This window comes from Streptomyces iakyrus (assembly GCF_000717055.1).
In the GTDB taxonomy this organism is placed as follows: Bacteria; Actinomycetota; Actinomycetes; order Streptomycetales; family Streptomycetaceae; genus Streptomyces; species Streptomyces iakyrus.
This window is the reverse complement of sequence record NZ_JNXI01000038.1, coordinates 16,688-32,375: the sequence shown is the minus strand read 5'-3', so window position 1 is coordinate 32,375 and position 15,688 is coordinate 16,688. Positions and strand designations below refer to the sequence as shown.

Sequence of the window (15,688 nt, the reverse complement as noted above, 5' to 3'; positions counted from 1 at the left end):
CGCCCACAAGAGGACACGCGCCCCGCATTCACAACCCGGTCAGCCGTAGCCCAGGGCGTGAAGGCGCTCGTCGTCGATGCCGAAGTGGTGCGCGATCTCGTGCACCACGGTGATCTCCGTCTCCGCGACGACGTCCTCCCGCGACTCGCACATCCGCAGCGTCGAATTCCGGTAGACGGTGATCCGGTCCGGCAGCACACCGGCGTACCACTCCCCCCGGTCGGTCAGCGGAGTCCCCTCGTACAGCCCGAGCAACTCGGGATCGTCCGCCGGCGGCTCGTCCTCGACGAACACCGCGACGTTGTCCATCAGTCGGGTCAACTCCGGCGGGATCCGGTCGAGCGCCTCGGCGACCAGCTCCTCGAACTCCTCACGCGTCATCTCCAGCACAGGCCCATTGTCGGCCACACCCCCGCCGTACGAGAGCCTCCCGGCGCCGCATATCCGGCCGCGCACTTGGGCATACGGGATCAATGGCCCGCGTCCCCGCCGCAGTCCTGAGTGTCCTGAAACCCATCCGCAACGCCCCGCGCGCCCTGGCCCGCCGCTACCGCTCCCGCCAGGCGCCCACCACGATCGAGCTCGTGGCGCAGCCGCACCCCTGGACCCGTGCGGTGGGACTCGTCGCCGTCGTCCTCCTCGGCGCCTGGCTGGGCCTGCTGGTCGTGGGCAACGTCCGGGTCCCGGTCGGCCCCATGAACACCACGATGACCCTGCGCCCGTCCTTCACCGGCGGGACGAAGATCAACATCTCGCCGCTGGGCGCCCTCGAACTCAACAGCCACATCGCGCCCGTCCGCCTGGACGTCAACGTCGACCAGCTCGACCCGGACCGCTCCCAGGCCCTGGTCGACCACCCCGAACGCCTCTCCGGCCTCCAGGACGAGGTCACCGAGGACGTCGGCCGCGGCACCCTCGACCTGGCCGTGCGATCCGGCGTCGCGGTCGTCGTCGGCGCCACCGCCCTGGGCCTCGCGGTCTATCGCCGCCCCCGCCGCGCGATGGCCGCCGGCGGCCTGGCCCTCACCCTGCTCGCCGCCTCGGGCGGCACCGCCTACGCCACCTGGCGCCCCGACTCCGTCCTGGAACCCAAGTTCTCCGGCCTGCTCACCTCGGCCCCCTCCCTGGTCGGCAACGCCCGCAGCATCGTCACGGAATTCGACGTCTATCAGAAGGAATTGGCCCGCCTGGTCACCAACGTGACCAAGCTCTACGACGCCACCTCTACGCTCCCCGCCTACGCGCCCGACCCCTCCACGATCCGGGTCCTGCACGTCTCCGACATCCATCTGAACCCGGCGAGCTGGAAGATCATCGCCTCGCTCGTGGAGCAGTACAAGGTCGACGTGATCGTCGACTCGGGCGACACGATGGACCACGGCACGGCCGCCGAGAACGGCTTCCTGGACCCCATCGAGGACCTCGGCGCCCCCTATGTCTGGGTCCGCGGCAACCACGACTCGATGATCACACAGCGCTATCTGCAGGGCCTGAAGAACGTCCACGTCCTGGACGACGGTAAGGCCCAGACGATCAAGGGCCTGCGCTTCGCCGGCATCGGCGACCCGCAGTTCACCCCCGACCGCTCCCGGCAGATCGGCGCCCGGCAGTCCCAGGAACTGGCCGGCGCCCGCCTGGCCACGGCCCTGCGCGACCAGAGCGCGGCCGGCACCCCGGTGGACGTCGCCATCGCCCACGAGCCGGCCGCCGCCCGCGGGGTCGACGGAGAGGTCCCCCTCGTCCTGGCCGGCCACCTCCACCACGACGAGATGGAGATCCTCAAGTACGGCACCCGGCTCCGCATCGAGGGCTCGACAGGCGGCAGCGGCCTGCGCGCCATCGAGGGCAAGCACCCCGACCCCATCGAGGCGTCGATCCTCTACTTCGACCGGGACACCCGCCACCTCCAGGCCTGGGACGAGATCGAACTGGGCGGTCTCGGCCTCACGACGGCCGAGGTCAGCCGCCACCTCCCGAAGGAGAACCAACCCGGCGCGACCCCCTCCCCGAGCACCCCCACGGAGGCCGCCCCGTCGCCCTCTCCCTAAACCGTTTTGGCGATAGCTCCCGCCATCCCATATGCTTCTCACGTCCCCGACGCGCTGAGAAGCGCCCAGGCGGGCCGATAGCCCTCATCGTCTAGCGGCCTAGGACGCCGCCCTTTCAAGGCGGTAGCACGGGTTCGAATCCCGTTGGGGGCACGCACCACCCTGTGCGACACTGTCGTACGAAGCTTGGTCCTGTGGAGCAGTTTGGAGTGCTCGCCACCCTGTCAAGGTGGAGGCCGCGGGTTCAAATCCCGTCAGGACCGCTGAGGTTTCACGTGAAACCTCTTGGCTGGGTAGCTCAGTTGGTACGAGCGTCCGACTGAAAATCGGAAGGTCGCCGGTTCGACCCCGGCCCCAGCCACAGCTAAGGCCCCGATCTTCGGATCGGGGCCTTGTTGTATGCCCGTGATCACGCCCGAGTACGAGCGTCCGCGTCCGCTACCGGAGAGAGGGCTCCCCAGCTCGCAGCTCACCCCGCCGTGAAGGCGGTGTGGGAGACGTGGTTGGCGGCCGCGTTGCAGGCGTGGAGGGTTGCCTGAAGTGCCGATGCTTGTTCGGGGGTCGGGAGGAGTTTGACGCGGATGACCAGCTTCACGTCTTGGCATCTAGGGCGGGTTGGAGTTGTGGTCAGGTGATCGATCTTCGATCACTCGATCGAATGGCTGCTCGGTCAACTGCTCGAAGATCGTCTGTGTGGGCTGGTCGAAATCCGTTCGCCTCCGTTTTGCAGGGGATGAGATCCTGGATCCCGTATGTCTACGCACCCCGCCCCCGCCCTCGGCGCCCTCGCCCCCCGCCTGACCGAGCTGTCCCTGCGTGATGCGCACCGGCTCGGGCGCAGGCTCGAAGGTGCGCGCAAGATCCGTAAGCCGGAGGCGCGGGCCGCCGTGCTCGCCGAGATCGAGGCGGAGGTCGGCAAGGCAGAGGAACGGATGGCCGGGCGGCGTGCCCTCGTGCCCGAGGTGACGTACCCCGAGCAGCTGCCGGTCAGCCAGAAGAAGGACGCGATCGCCGACGCCATCCGCGACCACCAGGTCGTGATCGTCGCCGGTGAGACGGGCTCCGGCAAGACGACGCAGATCCCCAAGATCTGCCTGGAGCTCGGGCGCGGCGTACGCGGCATGATCGGGCACACGCAGCCGCGCAGGATCGCCGCGCGCACGGTCGCCGAGCGGGTCGCCGAGGAGCTGGACACCCCGCTCGGCGGGGCAGTCGGCTGGAAGGTGCGCTTCACCGACCAGGTCGACCCGGACGCCACCTTCGTCAAGCTCATGACGGACGGCATCCTGCTCGCCGAGATCCAGACCGACCGCGAGCTGCGCGCCTACGACACGATCATCATCGACGAGGCCCACGAGCGGTCCCTCAACATCGACTTCCTGCTGGGCTACCTGGCCCAGCTGCTGCCGAAGCGCCCGGACCTCAAGGTCGTCATCACCTCGGCCACGATCGACCCGGAGCGGTTCTCGCGGCATTTCGGCGACGCCCCGATCATCGAGGTCAGCGGACGTACGTATCCCGTGGAGGTCCGCTACCGGCCGCTGCTGGAGGAGGACGGCGACGACGCCGACCGCGACCAGATCACCGCGATCACCGATGCCGTGGAGGAGCTCCAGAAGGAGGGCAAGGGCGACATCCTCGTCTTCCTCTCCGGTGAGCGGGAGATCAGGGACACGGCGGACGCCCTCACCAAGAAGAACTACCGGTTCACGGAGATCCTGCCGCTCTACGCCCGGCTCTCCCACGCGGAGCAGCACCGCGTCTTCCAGCCGCACACGGGCCGCAGGATCGTTCTGGCCACGAACGTCGCCGAGACGTCGCTGACGGTCCCGGGGATCAAATACGTCATCGACCCCGGTTTCGCGCGGATCTCCCGCTACAGCCACCGCACCAAGGTCCAGCGGCTGCCCATCGAGCCGGTCTCGCAGGCCAGCGCCAATCAGCGCAAGGGCCGCTGCGGCCGTACCTCGGACGGCATCTGCATCCGCCTGTACAGCGAGGACGACTTCGAGGCCCGCCCGGAGTTCACGGACGCGGAGATCCTCCGGACCAACCTCGCCTCCGTGATCCTCCAGATGACCGCGGCCGGCCTCGGGGACATCGAGAAGTTCCCCTTCATCGACCCGCCGGACCACCGCAACATCCGCGACGGCGTCCAGCTGCTCCAAGAGCTGAACGCCCTGGACCCGGCGCAGAAGGACCCGCGCAAGCGGCTCACGGAGACCGGCCGCAAGCTGGCGCAGCTGCCCGTCGACCCCCGGCTGGCCCGGATGGTCCTGGAGGCGGACAAGAACGGCTGTGTGCGCGAGGTCATGGTCATAGCCGCCGCGCTGTCCATCCAGGACCCGCGCGAGCGCCCCGCCGACAAGCAGACCCAGGCCGATCAGCAGCACGCCCGCTTCAAGGACGAGTCCAGCGACTTCCTGGCCTACCTCAACCTCTGGCGCTACGTCCGTGAGCAGCAGAAGGAGCGGGGGTCGTCCTCCTTCCGCCGGATGTGCAAGCAGGAGTACCTGAACTTCCTTCGCATCCGCGAATGGCAGGACATCTACACGCAGTTGCGCACGGTCGCGAAGCAGATGGGCATCCACCTCAACGAGGACGACGCCCCGGCCGACCGCATCCACGTCTCCCTCCTGGCCGGCCTGCTGTCGCACGTCGGCATGAAGGACGTCAAGGAAGGCGCCAAGAACGAGTATCTGGGGGCGCGCAACGCGAAGTTCGCGGTCTTCCCGGGTTCGGCCCTGTTCAAGAAGCCGCCGCGTTTCGTGATGTCCGCCGAGCTCGTCGAGACGTCCCGCCTCTGGGCCCGCGTCAACGCGAAGATCGAGCCCGAGTGGGTCGAGCCGCTCGCCGCGCACCTCGTCAAGCGCACCTACAGCGAGCCGCACTGGGAGAAGGACCAGGCCGCGGTGATGGCGTACGAGAAGGTCACGCTGTACGGCGTGCCGATCGTGGCGCAGCGGAAGGTCAACTACGGGCGGATCGACCCGGAGATCAGCCGTGAGCTGTTCATCCGCAACGCGCTGGTCGAGGGCGACTGGCGTACGCACCACAAGTTCTTCTCGAGCAACCGCCGCCTGCTCACGGAGGTCGAGGAGCTGGAGCATCGCGCCCGGCGCCGGGACATCCTGGTGGACGACGAGACGCTGTACGACTTCTACGACCAGCGGATCCCCGAACACGTCGTGTCCGGCGCCCACTTCGACTCGTGGTGGAAGCACAAGCGGCACGAGCAGCCGGACTTCCTCGATTTCGAGCGCGAGATGCTCATCAACGAGAAGGCGGGCGAGGTCACCAAGGCCGACTACCCCGACTCGTGGCGCCAGGGGAACCTCAAGTTCCGGGTGACGTACCAGTTCGAGCCGGGCGCGGACGCGGACGGTGTGACCGTCCACATCCCGCTCCAGGTCCTCAACCAGGTCACGGCCGAGGGTTTCGACTGGCAGATCCCGGGGCTGCGCGAGGAGCTGGTGACGGAGCTGATCCGGTCCCTGCCCAAGCCGGTCCGCCGGAACTACGTCCCCGCGCCGAACTTCGCGAAGGCGTTCCTGGACCGGGCCGTCCCGCTCCAGGAGCCCCTCACGGTGACCATGACCCGCGAGCTGCGGCTCATGGTCGGGGTGCCCTTCGAGGAGGACGACTTCGATCTGTCCAAGGTCCCCGACCACTTGAAGGTCACGTTCCGGATCGTCGACGAGCGGCGGCGCAAACTGGCCGAGGACAAGGACCTGGAGGCGCTGAAGCTCAAGCTGCGCCCGAAGGCCCGCAAGGCCCTCTCTCAGGCGGCCGCGGCGACGGCCGAGCGCTCGGGCGGAGAGTCCCTGGAGCGCTCGGGCCTGACGGACTGGACGATCGGCACCCTCACCCGCGTCTTCGAGACCCGCCGGGCCGGTCAGCCGGTCAAGGCGTACCCGGCGCTGGTCGACGACGGCGACACGGTCTCCGTGCGCCTCTTCGACACGGAGGCGGAGCAGGCGCAGGCGATGTGGAAGGGCACGCGCCGGCTGATCCTGCGCAACATCCCGGTGAATCCCGCGAAATTCGCGAGCGACCGCCTGACGAACGCGCAGAAGCTGGCCCTGTCGGCGAATCCGCACGGCTCGGTCCAGGGTCTGTTCGACGACTGCGCGATGGCCGCCGCGGACAAGCTGATCGGGGACTTCGGCGGGCCGGCGTGGGACGAGGAGTCGTACCGGAAGCTGTACGACAAGGTGCGCGCCGAGATCGTCGACACGACCGTCCGCACGGTGGGGCAGGTGCAGCAGGTCCTGGCCGCCTGGCAGGCCTGTGAGCGCCGTCTGAAGGCCGTACGCAGCCCCGCGCTGCTGGCGAACCTCCAGGACGTGCGGGGGCAGCTGGACGCGCTCGTGAAGCCCGGCTTCGTGACGGAGGCGGGGATGCGGCGGATGCCGGACCTGATGCGCTACCTGGTGGCGGCCGACCGGCGCCTCCAGCAGATGCCGACGAACGTCCAGCGGGACACCACGCGCATGCAGAAGGTCCAGGAGATGCAGGACGAGTACGCCTGGCTCCTGGAGCAGATGCCGCAGGGGCGGCCGGTCCCGTCGTCGGTCCTGGACATCCGCTGGATGATCGAGGAGCTCCGGGTCAGCTACTTCGCCCACGCGCTGGGCACGGCGTACCCCGTCTCCGACAAGCGGATCGTGAAGGCGATCGACGCGGCGGCACCGTGACGGGACCTGTACGCAGGGTGAGTTCGACCCGGGGCTCACCCTCCTGTACAGTCTCTTCTCGCAGCGCAACGCACGAATGGCGCCGCGAAACCTGGTCCTGTGGAGCAGTTTGGAGTGCTCGCCACCCTGTCAAGGTGGAGGCCGCGGGTTCAAATCCCGTCAGGACCGCAGTGAAAGAGCCCGGATCTTCGGATCCGGGCTCTTTTGTGTGCCCTGGCCTCCTCGTAGGCCATTCGGGCCGCCACACGCTGTCTTGACGACCCCTCAATCCGTCGGTACCCCAGAACCAGGGCCGTCGTCCGTGCGGCCTCCTGGAGGTGGCACATGGCGGCAGCGGCGAGGCACGAGACGCGGGCTCTGCTGCGCGCGCACCTGTCGGCCGCGTCGTCGTACCGGCACCTCACCCGGCACTGCCCGATCTGCCATCACCTGCTGCGGCTGGCGCTGGAGTCCGCGCCGCGTGCCGCCCAGGGCGCGGCCCGGACCCAGGAGGGCGAGAGCCCGGCACCCGCGTGATCCACGAGCCGTCCCAACACCCGCGCGGAGAGGGGCAGCTGGGGGCGGCGGCTTCTCTACAGCACCTGCGGCGGAGCTAACAAGCCGCTTGGTATGTGACGGGTGTCACCGCATGAGTTTTGAAAAGTGCGGTACTTACACCCCGCCTACAAAGGGTCAATTTAATATGTGCAATTGCACCCTCCCCGAGGTGCCGCACACGGCTGATCCGACACCCTTCCCCAGGCTCCTACAAGGCTGCTCACAGCGGGATCGGCAGAACCGTCGCGGGCGCACAAAAAAGATCGCGCTGGACCCGGCGGAGTCCAGCGCGACCGACGACGCACCCTGCTGTATGCCTGGAAAGCCTTGAACGGCTTGGGCGTGGGGCCTGTTGGGGCAGGACCCGCGTCGTTTGGAGCTGTGGTCCGGACACCGCGGCCAGTTGGGGGAACCAGCCGGTTTGCCCGGTTATTCAGTTGTTCAGGCCTCGCTGCGCTGCTGCGGGATGCCCGCGAGCAGAGCGCGGACCTCGGCCTCGCGGTAGCGCCGATGCCCGCCGAGCGTGCGGATCGACGTGAGCTTGCCGGCCTTCGCCCACCGCGTGACCGTCTTCGGGTCCACACGGAACATGGTGGCGACCTCAGCGGGGGTCAGCAGCGGCTCGGCATCAGGGGTGCGAGCGGTCATGAGCGGCCTCCTCGGGAGAACCGAACCTTCTCGGTTCTTTCCTCTAAATTCTGCACCTTGACCCGCGTTGCCCGAAATGGCGGACGCGAGTCGAGTCGGTTATAGGACGAACGGCTTGTCCTCGGCACTACAACTACACCATCTGTCCAGCCGCGTCGGCCAAACCGATGGAATTGCCCCTCCAGGTGTTCATCAGCGACGGAAGCCGATGGACCATGCCATAGCGGACAGTCACACCGCTGTGACGATCAGTCACAGGGTGATCAGGAAGTCACGAGACCCCCCAAAGCGTGCAATGCTGAGATTCCGCCCATAATGCAAGACCATGGGACGGAAGGAGCCCTCCCCGGACTCCTTGTCCTATTTTGGCATGAGGAGGGGCAAGGGACGCAAGAGCCTCGTACGTGTAGTCCGTCACGCTTGGCCTACTTGAGAGGTCTGCCCGGATCGAGCCCTACGTCCCTTGTTGACGAAGCCTCAGGAGACGCGCAGCCCGCTTCAGGAACTCGGTGCGAGGACGAAACCCCAAATCGGGCGGTTCGTCAAACGTCAGTTCGTGACCGAATGCGAGCGGTCTGTACGGACATCAAGGTCAGGGGTCAGTTGGCCGACCGCAGATCCCGTACCGAACGCCACCGCTCCACGAGCCGGGCGTACACCTCTCCCGCGGCGGCCCCGTCGCCCCTGCGCAGCGCGGCGATGCCCTCGGCCACGTCCGCCGCAGAGTGGTCGTCCTCCAGCGCCCCGGCCGGCACCGCGTGCACCAGGCCGCCGTAGTCCAGCTCCACGAGCGAGCGCGGGTGGAACTCCTCCAGCCAGCGGCCGACGTCCATCAGGCCGTCGATCAGCGGCCCCTCGTCCATGGCCTCCTTCAGGGCGCGCAGGCCCCGGGCCACCCGACGCCGGGCCTGGACCATGGGGGTGCGGTAGCGCAGCACGGGCGGGCTGCCGACGGATGCACCCTTGTCGTACTCGCGCTCGTCGTCGGAGACCAGCACGAACCAGTTGATCGGCACCTGCCAGGTGGCCGTACGGATCCACGGCCGGGCGTCCGGGTTGATCGCCAGCCAGCGCTCGTAGTCCTGGGCGGCCTGGCGCCGCAGGACGGGCGGCAGGACGGCGTCCATGACCGGCGGGGGCAGCTCCTCGCTGAGCTCGTCCAGGGCCAGCCAGCCGCGCAGCCGGGTGCGCCAGGGGCAGACACAGACGACGCCGTCGACGTCGAGCACGAAGGCGTCCTCGCTCTCGTGCACCGGCACCGCCACCGGCGGGGTGGGGGCCAAGTCGGCCAGGGCGCGCCGGAGTTCGTCCTGGTACGAGGGGCGGTCCGTGCGGCGGGCGTAACGGGCCCAGTGGCTGCGCTCCGGCTCGGGGAAGGCGGCCAGCGGTTCGTACACGCGCAGGTAGGTCGCGTAGGGGACGATCACCGAGGTCACCTTGGGCACGCCTGCTCCCTCCCCCGCGCACCGCCGCGAAAACCTGCGGAACCCACTCACGATCGCGCGGGAAATCTATGCAAATCGTCGCACGGCTGTACTCCGGTCGGAGGTGATCCTGTGCACTGTGCGGCCGGCGGGGCCACCAGGCTCTAATCTCATGCTCAACAGTCCCCGCCACCCTCCCCCACAGCCAAAAGCGCGGGGGGACCCCCACGGGAGCTGGTCTCCACCCGCCGCACCTACTCAGGAGTCACCACCGTGACCGACGTAACCGGCGCACCTGCTGATGTACTGCACACCCTGTTCCACTCGGACCAGGGCGGACATGAGCAAGTCGTGCTCTGCCAGGACCGCGCGAGCGGCCTCAAGGCCGTCATCGCCCTCCACTCCACCGCTCTGGGCCCCGCGCTCGGCGGTACGCGCTTCTACCCGTACGCGAACGAGGCCGAGGCCGTCGCCGACGCGCTGAACCTCGCCCGCGGGATGTCGTACAAGAACGCCATGGCCGGTCTCGACCACGGCGGCGGCAAGGCCGTGATCATCGGCGACCCGGAGAAGACCAAGAGCGAGGAGCTGCTCCTCGCCTACGGCCGGTTCGTGGCCTCGCTCGGCGGCCGGTACGTCACCGCCTGCGACGTCGGCACATACGTGACCGACATGGACGTCGTGGCGCGCGAGTGCCGCTGGACGACCGGCCGCTCCCCCGAGAACGGCGGCGCCGGGGACTCCTCCGTCCTCACCGCCTACGGCGTCTACCAGGGCATGCGGGCCTCCGCGCAGCACCTGTGGGGCGACCCCTCGCTGCGCGGGAAGCGGGTCGGCATCGCGGGCGTCGGCAAGGTCGGCCACCACCTGGTGGAGCACCTGCGGGCGGAGGGCGCCGAGGTCGTCATCACGGACGTGCGCGAGGAGGCCGTGGGCCGGATCCTCGCGGCGCACCCGACGGGGGTCACGGCCGTCGCCGACACCGCGACCCTGATCCGCGCCGAGGGCCTCGACATCTACGCCCCCTGCGCGCTCGGTGGTGCCCTGAACGACGACACCGTGCCCGCGCTGACCGCCAAGGTGGTCTGCGGCGCCGCCAACAACCAGCTCGCCCACCCGGGCGTGGAGAAGGACCTCGCCGACCGCGGGATCCTCTACGCGCCGGACTACGTGGTGAACGCCGGCGGGGTCATCCAGGTCGCCGACGAGCTGCACGGCTTCGACTTCGACCGGTGCAAGGCGAAGGCGTCGAAGATCTTCGACACCACGCTGGCCATATTCGCACGTGCGAAGGAGGACGGCATTCCGCCGGCCGCGGCGGCCGACCGGATCGCCGAGCAGCGGATGCACGACGCGGCCCTGGCCCGCCGGGCGCGCTGAGCCGGGCCGTCCGGGGCGCCTCGTACGTTTGACCGGTACCCGCCGGTGGGCAGTTAGAGAGAACTCTCACTTCTACCGGCGGGTCGACCGCCGATAAGTGGTTAAAATCGCGGTTGACCAGCGAGGACGGGGCGCCTCGAAGGTCCTGGGCGCGGGCACGTCATGCGGGCGACGTACCGTATGGGCCCGGGCTCAGGTACCGTGGAAGCCCTACGGACCGGTCTCTCCGCGGAGAGTCCGTGCCGGACCATGAACGCGTGTCAAGACTCTGGGGCCGTCGAGCCCCGTCGTTGAGGGGGTCGAGCCATGGGGCGCGGCCGGGCCAAGGCCAAGCAGACGAAGGTCGCCCGCCAGCTGAAGTACAACAGCGGTGGGACTGACCTCTCACGCCTGGCTGAGGAGCTGGGTGCATCGCCTTCGAATCCGCAGCCGCCTAACGGCGAGCCGTTCGAAGACGATGAGGACGACGACCTGTACGCACGGTACGCCGACCTCTACGAGGACGACGACGACGAGGACGACCAGTCCTCGCAGCATCGTCGCGGCGCTTGACCCTGCACTGAGCACTCACCCGGTTGGTGACTTCGGTCACCGACCGGGTTCTGTGCTGCTTGCAGGGTCACGGCCCCCGTGCCTCAGCTCGCGTAGTCACCGATCAGGGCGGCACCGGTGGGGTGCTCGCCCCGGTCCGTGATCTCTCCGGCCACCCAGGCGTCCACGCCGCGGTCGGTGAGGGTCGCCAGGGCCACGTCCACGGACTCCTGGGGCACGATCGCGATCATGCCGACGCCCATGTTCAGGGTCTTCTCGAGCTCCAGGCGCTCGACGCTGCCCGTGCGGCCGACGAGGTCGAAGATCGGGGCCGGCGTCCAGGTGGAGCGGTCCACGATCGCGTGCAGGTCGTCCGGGACGACCCGCGCCAGGTTGGCGGCGAGCCCGCCGCCGGTGACGTGGCTGAAGGCGTGCACCTCGGTGGTGCGCATCAGGGCCAGGCAGTCCAGCGAGTAGATCTTCGTCGGCTCCAGCAGCTCCTCGCCGAGGGTGCGGCCGAGCTCCTCGATGTGCGCGTCCAGCGCCAGGCCCGCCTGGTTGAGCAGGACGTGGCGGACGAGGGAGTACCCGTTCGAGTGAAGCCCGGAGGACGCCATGGCGATCACCGCGTCACCCGTGCGGATGCGATCCGCGCCGAGCAGCCGGTCGGCCTCCACGACGCCCGTACCGGCGCCGGCGACGTCGAAGTCGTCCTCGCCCAGCAGGCCCGGGTGCTCGGCCGTCTCGCCGCCGACCAGGGCGCATCCGGCCAGCACACAGCCCTCGGCGATGCCCTTGACGATGGCGGCGACCCGCTCGGGGTGGACCTTGCCGACGCAGATGTAGTCGGTCATGAACAGCGGCTCGGCTCCGCAGACCACGATGTCGTCCATGACCATGGCGACCAGGTCGTGGCCGATGCTGTCGTAGACGCCGAGCTGGCGGGCGATGTCGACCTTGGTGCCGACGCCGTCCGTGGCGGAGGCCAGCAGGGGGCGCTCGTACTTCTTCAGGGCGGAGGCGTCGAAGAGGCCGGCGAAGCCGCCGAGGCCGCCGAGGACCTCGGGGCGCTGGGCCTTCTTCACCCACTCCTTCATCAGTTCGACGGCGCGGTCGCCCGCTTCGATGTCGACGCCCGCGGCTGCGTAGCTGGCACCAGTTGTGTCAGGCATGACGATAAGAACCTTTGTGTCGTACGGCAGGTGTTACGGGCCGTCTACGGGCGGCGGATCGCGTCGGCGGCGGCCGTGGCGGCCGGGCCGGCGGCCAGCTCCGTCTCCAGCAGCTGCTTGCCGAGCAGCTCGGGGTCCGGGAGCTCCATCGGGTACTCGCCGTCGAAGCAGGCGCGGCACAGGTTCGGCTTGGCGATGGTGGTCGCCTCGATCATGCCGTCGATGGAGATGTAGGCCAGGGAGTCGGCGCCCAGGGAGGTGCCGATCTCGTCGATCGTCATGCCGTTGGCGATGAGCTCGGCGCGGGTGGCGAAGTCGATACCGAAGAAGCAGGGCCACTTCACGGGCGGCGAGGAGATCCGGATGTGGACCTCGGCCGCGCCCGCCTCGCGGAGCATGCGGACCAGGGCGCGCTGGGTGTTGCCGCGCACGATCGAGTCGTCGACGACGACCAGGCGCTTGCCCTTGATGACTTCCTTCAGCGGGTTCAGCTTCAGACGGATGCCCAGCTGGCGGATGGTCTGCGAGGGCTGGATGAACGTCCGGCCGACGTAGGCGTTCTTGACGAGGCCGGCGCCGAAGGGGATGCCGGAGGCTTCCGCGTAGCCGATCGCCGCGGGGGTGCCGGACTCCGGGGTCGCTATCACCAGGTCGGCCTCGACCGGGGCTTCCTTGGCGAGCTTGCGGCCCATCTCCACGCGGGAGAGGTACACGTTCCGGCCGGCGATGTCGGTGTCCGGGCGGGCCAGGTACACGTACTCGAAGACACATCCCTTGGGCTTCGCTTCCGCGAAGCGGGAGGTGCGCAGGCCGTTCTCGTCGATGGCGACGAACTCGCCCGGCTCGATCTCGCGGACGTAGCTGGCGCCGCAGATGTCGAGGGCGGCGGACTCGGAGGCGACCACCCAGCCGCGCTCCAGGCGGCCGAGGACCAGCGGGCGGATGCCCTGCGGGTCGCGGGCCGCGTACAGGGTGTGCTCGTCCATGAAGACGAGCGAGAAGGCTCCCTTGACCTGCGGGAGGACCGCGTGGGCGGCCTCCTCGATGGTCAGCGGCTTGCCGTCCTCGTCGACCTGGGCCGCCAGGAGCGCGGTGAGCAGGTCGGTGTCGTTGGTCGCCGCGACGCGCGGGGTGCGACCGCCTTCCTGCTTGGGCAGGTCGGCGACCATCTCGGCGAGCTGGGCGGTATTGACGAGATTGCCGTTGTGGCCGAGCGCGATGGATCCGTGTCCGGTCGCGCGGAAGGTCGGCTGGGCGTTCTCCCAGACGGAGGCACCGGTGGTCGAGTAGCGGGCGTGTCCGACCGCGATGTGACCCTGGAGCGAACCGAGGGAGGTCTCGTCGAATACCTGGGAGACCAGGCCCATGTCCTTGAAGACGAGGATCTGTGAGCCGTTGCTGACCGCGATTCCCGCGGATTCCTGGCCTCGATGCTGGAGGGCGTAGAGCCCGAAGTACGTGAGCTTGGCGACCTCTTCGCCCGGAGCCCAGACACCGAAGACGCCACAAGCGTCCTGGGGGCCCTTCTCACCGGGGAGCAGGTCGTGGTTGAGTCGTCCGTCACCACGTGGCACGCCACCGAGTGTAGGCGAGGTCGACCACTGGTCCGAATTGGGGATACCGGACTTTCCGGTGGATCACTGCTCGGCGACCGCTCGCACACTCGTCCCGTTTTTGCTGGTCAGCGTGAGGGTTTGGTGATCGACTCGGTACTTCGACTTCCCGTCGAAAAGTCGCAGCAGGGTCTTCTCGTCGGCCATGAGTGAGTCTTCGCACATCATTCGGGTCGTGGCCGGGGGGCCGAGGGTGATATGGCCGTCGCTGACCGTGGCCTTGGCGTTCACCTTGTTGCAGCCGAGGCGGCCGGAGACGGTGCCGTTCTTCTCGTCGAAGGTGAGGTGGGCGCGGCCGTCGGCCTTCGGTGTCGTGACGGTCCACCTGGTGCCGGCCAGCGGAGCGTCCTTCGCCTCGGTCAGCCGGACGGTGTCGCCCCCGGCGGTGGTGAGGGTGAGACGGTCGTCGTCCGCCTTCGCCTTCAGCTCCTGGTCCGAGAAGGCGCGGGCGAGGGTCTTCTCGAACGCCATGGGCTTGTTCTCGCAGGCCATCTCGGTGGCCATGGTCTTGCCGAGCCGGACGCGGTCGCCGTCGACGGTGGCCTCGGCGCTGAAGTCGTTGCAGCCGAAGCTGCCCTCGGCCCGGCCCTTGTCGATGGTCACGTGGGCCCCGGCGGGGGCCTGCTGCGTCCGGCCGTCCGCGGTGACGCTGTCCACGCTCCATCGCACACCGGTGACCGGCCGCTCGGCACCGACCGAGCCGCTGCCGCCGTCCGCCTTCTCACTGCCACAGGCCGCCATGAGCGGGACGAGCATGGCGGCGGCCGTCAGGGTCATGCGCTGCTTCTGCCTGTCCATGCCACTTCGACGGACGACCCGGGGGGATCGGTTCCCCTTATGTCATCAGGGGCAGATGGGCCGACAGGTCCGCCCGTTCTCCGCTCGCGCTGACCTTGGCGTCCTGGACGGCCTGTGCCCATCCCACCCGACCGGTGGCCAGCCGGATCCAGGTCAGCGGGTCGGTCTCGACGACGTTGGGCGGGGTGCCCCGGGTGTGCCGGGGCCCCTCCACGCACTGCACCACGGCGTACGGCGGCACCCGCACCTCCGTCGAACCCCCGGGCGCCTTCGATGCGAGCGCGTCGGCGAGCAGCCGGGTGCAGGCGGCCAGGGCCTGCCGGTCGTAGGGGATGTCCAGGCCGGGGACGGCGGCGTTGAGGTCGTCGGTATGGACGACGAGCTCGACGGTGCGGGTGACGAGGTAGTCGGCGAGGGGCAGGGCGCCGGTGCGGGTCGGGAGCAGGCGAGTGCCGGGGGCGTCGGCCAGGGCCTTGGTGAGGCGCTCCGCGGTGCTCGCGTAGAGGGCGTCGAGGTCCGGGTTGGCATCGGCGAGCCGCCGGGTGTCGTCGGCGATGCCGGGGGCGCGGGCGGCGGTGGCGAAGGGCCAGTCGAGCAGGGCCAGGTCCGCCTGCGCCGGTTCCTCGCGGTCGAGGTTGCGGCTGACCGTCTCCACCGCCATGGTCACGTGCGCGGCAAGCTCCCGCACCGTCCAGTCCCCGAGCCTGGTCGGCAGGCCCAGCTGCTCGGGGGTGAGCCCCAGGACGGCCTGCCGTACGTTCCCGAACTGGGCGAGCACGGCTGCGCGGATCTTGACGGGGTCGTAGCTGCGGGTGCGCTTCTTGGCCGGGGGCATGAGGA

The 15,688-nt window shown here is 69.1% G+C and carries 13 protein-coding genes and 4 tRNA genes; 9 read left to right on the top strand and 8 right to left on the bottom strand.

Features of this window, described 5'->3' with window-relative positions; translation table 11 throughout:
* Nucleotides 1-39: 39 nt before the first annotated feature.
* Nucleotides 40-390 (bottom strand): metallopeptidase family protein, encoded by a 351-nt coding sequence (locus OO68_RS39335; RefSeq protein WP_033314281.1) that lies wholly within the window; start codon nucleotides 388-390, stop codon nucleotides 40-42.
* A gap of 83 nt (nucleotides 391-473) precedes the next feature.
* Here OO68_RS39335 and OO68_RS39330 point away from each other — a divergent pair, with 83 nt between their 5' ends.
* The 4 genes from OO68_RS39330 (at nucleotide 474) to OO68_RS39315 (ending at nucleotide 2,409) form a co-directional block, all read left to right on the top strand.
* Nucleotides 474-2,048, top strand: coding sequence for a metallophosphoesterase family protein (locus OO68_RS39330; RefSeq protein ID WP_033314280.1), 1,575 nt, complete (start codon nucleotides 474-476; stop codon nucleotides 2,046-2,048).
* Nucleotides 2,049-2,128: 80 nt separating this feature from the next.
* Nucleotides 2,129-2,201 (top strand) — tRNA-Glu (locus tag OO68_RS39325).
* Between the two features lie 35 nt (nucleotides 2,202-2,236).
* A tRNA-Asp gene (locus OO68_RS39320) sits at nucleotides 2,237-2,311 on the top strand.
* Between the two features lie 24 nt (nucleotides 2,312-2,335).
* Nucleotides 2,336-2,409, top strand: a tRNA-Phe gene (locus OO68_RS39315).
* Nucleotides 2,410-2,517: 108 nt separating this feature from the next.
* Here the strand turns inward: OO68_RS39315 and OO68_RS48390 are convergent.
* Entirely contained in the window at nucleotides 2,518-2,643 is a 126-nt protein-coding gene (locus tag OO68_RS48390) for a helix-turn-helix domain-containing protein (protein ID WP_280922565.1), read from the bottom strand.
* A gap of 157 nt (nucleotides 2,644-2,800) precedes the next feature.
* Between OO68_RS48390 and hrpA the strand changes: the two genes are divergently transcribed.
* The 3 genes from hrpA to OO68_RS39300 all read left to right on the top strand — a co-directional run bounded on the left by hrpA (nucleotide 2,801) and on the right by OO68_RS39300 (nucleotide 7,261).
* Nucleotides 2,801-6,745 carry an ATP-dependent RNA helicase HrpA gene (gene hrpA / locus OO68_RS39310; RefSeq protein WP_033314279.1) on the top strand — a complete coding sequence of 1,315 codons (3,945 nt, stop codon included), beginning with the start codon at nucleotides 2,801-2,803 and terminating at the stop codon, nucleotides 6,743-6,745.
* A 93-nt stretch (nucleotides 6,746-6,838) separates the two neighbouring features.
* A tRNA-Asp gene (locus tag OO68_RS39305) sits at nucleotides 6,839-6,913 on the top strand.
* A 156-nt stretch (nucleotides 6,914-7,069) separates the two neighbouring features.
* Nucleotides 7,070-7,261, top strand: coding sequence for a DUF6274 family protein (locus tag OO68_RS39300; protein WP_033314278.1), 192 nt, complete (start codon nucleotides 7,070-7,072; stop codon nucleotides 7,259-7,261).
* A gap of 462 nt (nucleotides 7,262-7,723) precedes the next feature.
* Here OO68_RS39300 and bldC read toward each other — a convergent pair whose 3' ends face one another.
* Nucleotides 7,724-7,930, bottom strand: a complete 207-nt coding sequence (gene bldC / locus OO68_RS39295; RefSeq protein WP_003949541.1) for a developmental transcriptional regulator BldC — start codon at nucleotides 7,928-7,930, stop codon at nucleotides 7,724-7,726.
* 599 nt (nucleotides 7,931-8,529) lie between these two features.
* Complete coding sequence (locus OO68_RS39290; protein WP_033314277.1) at nucleotides 8,530-9,375, bottom strand: DUF8083 family protein; 846 nt, start codon at nucleotides 9,373-9,375, stop codon at nucleotides 8,530-8,532.
* A 252-nt stretch (nucleotides 9,376-9,627) separates the two neighbouring features.
* On the opposite strand from OO68_RS39290, the gene OO68_RS39285 reads away from it, so the two are divergent.
* Both OO68_RS39285 and OO68_RS39280 read left to right on the top strand, forming a co-directional pair.
* Nucleotides 9,628-10,734: a Leu/Phe/Val dehydrogenase gene (locus tag OO68_RS39285; RefSeq protein ID WP_033314276.1), complete on the top strand. Its 1,107-nt coding sequence runs from the start codon at nucleotides 9,628-9,630 to the stop codon at nucleotides 10,732-10,734.
* A gap of 306 nt (nucleotides 10,735-11,040) precedes the next feature.
* Nucleotides 11,041-11,286 (top strand): DUF3073 domain-containing protein, encoded by a 246-nt coding sequence (locus OO68_RS39280; RefSeq protein ID WP_030251636.1) that lies wholly within the window; start codon nucleotides 11,041-11,043, stop codon nucleotides 11,284-11,286.
* 83 nt (nucleotides 11,287-11,369) lie between these two features.
* On the opposite strand, the gene purM is transcribed toward OO68_RS39280, so the two are convergent.
* The 4 genes from purM to OO68_RS39260 form a co-directional block, all read right to left on the bottom strand.
* On the bottom strand, nucleotides 11,370-12,437 hold the full coding sequence (gene purM / locus OO68_RS39275) for a phosphoribosylformylglycinamidine cyclo-ligase (protein WP_033314275.1): 1,068 nt from the start codon (nucleotides 12,435-12,437) through the stop codon (nucleotides 11,370-11,372).
* Nucleotides 12,438-12,481: 44 nt separating this feature from the next.
* Entirely contained in the window at nucleotides 12,482-14,011 is a 1,530-nt protein-coding gene (gene purF / locus OO68_RS39270; protein ID WP_033314274.1) for an amidophosphoribosyltransferase, read from the bottom strand.
* A gap of 63 nt (nucleotides 14,012-14,074) precedes the next feature.
* Nucleotides 14,075-14,848 (bottom strand): META domain-containing protein, encoded by a 774-nt coding sequence (locus OO68_RS39265; RefSeq protein WP_033314273.1) that lies wholly within the window; start codon nucleotides 14,846-14,848, stop codon nucleotides 14,075-14,077.
* A gap of 37 nt (nucleotides 14,849-14,885) precedes the next feature.
* Nucleotides 14,886-15,683, bottom strand: a complete 798-nt coding sequence (locus OO68_RS39260; protein ID WP_033314272.1) for a maleylpyruvate isomerase family mycothiol-dependent enzyme — start codon at nucleotides 15,681-15,683, stop codon at nucleotides 14,886-14,888.
* Nucleotides 15,684-15,688 lie beyond the last annotated feature (5 nt).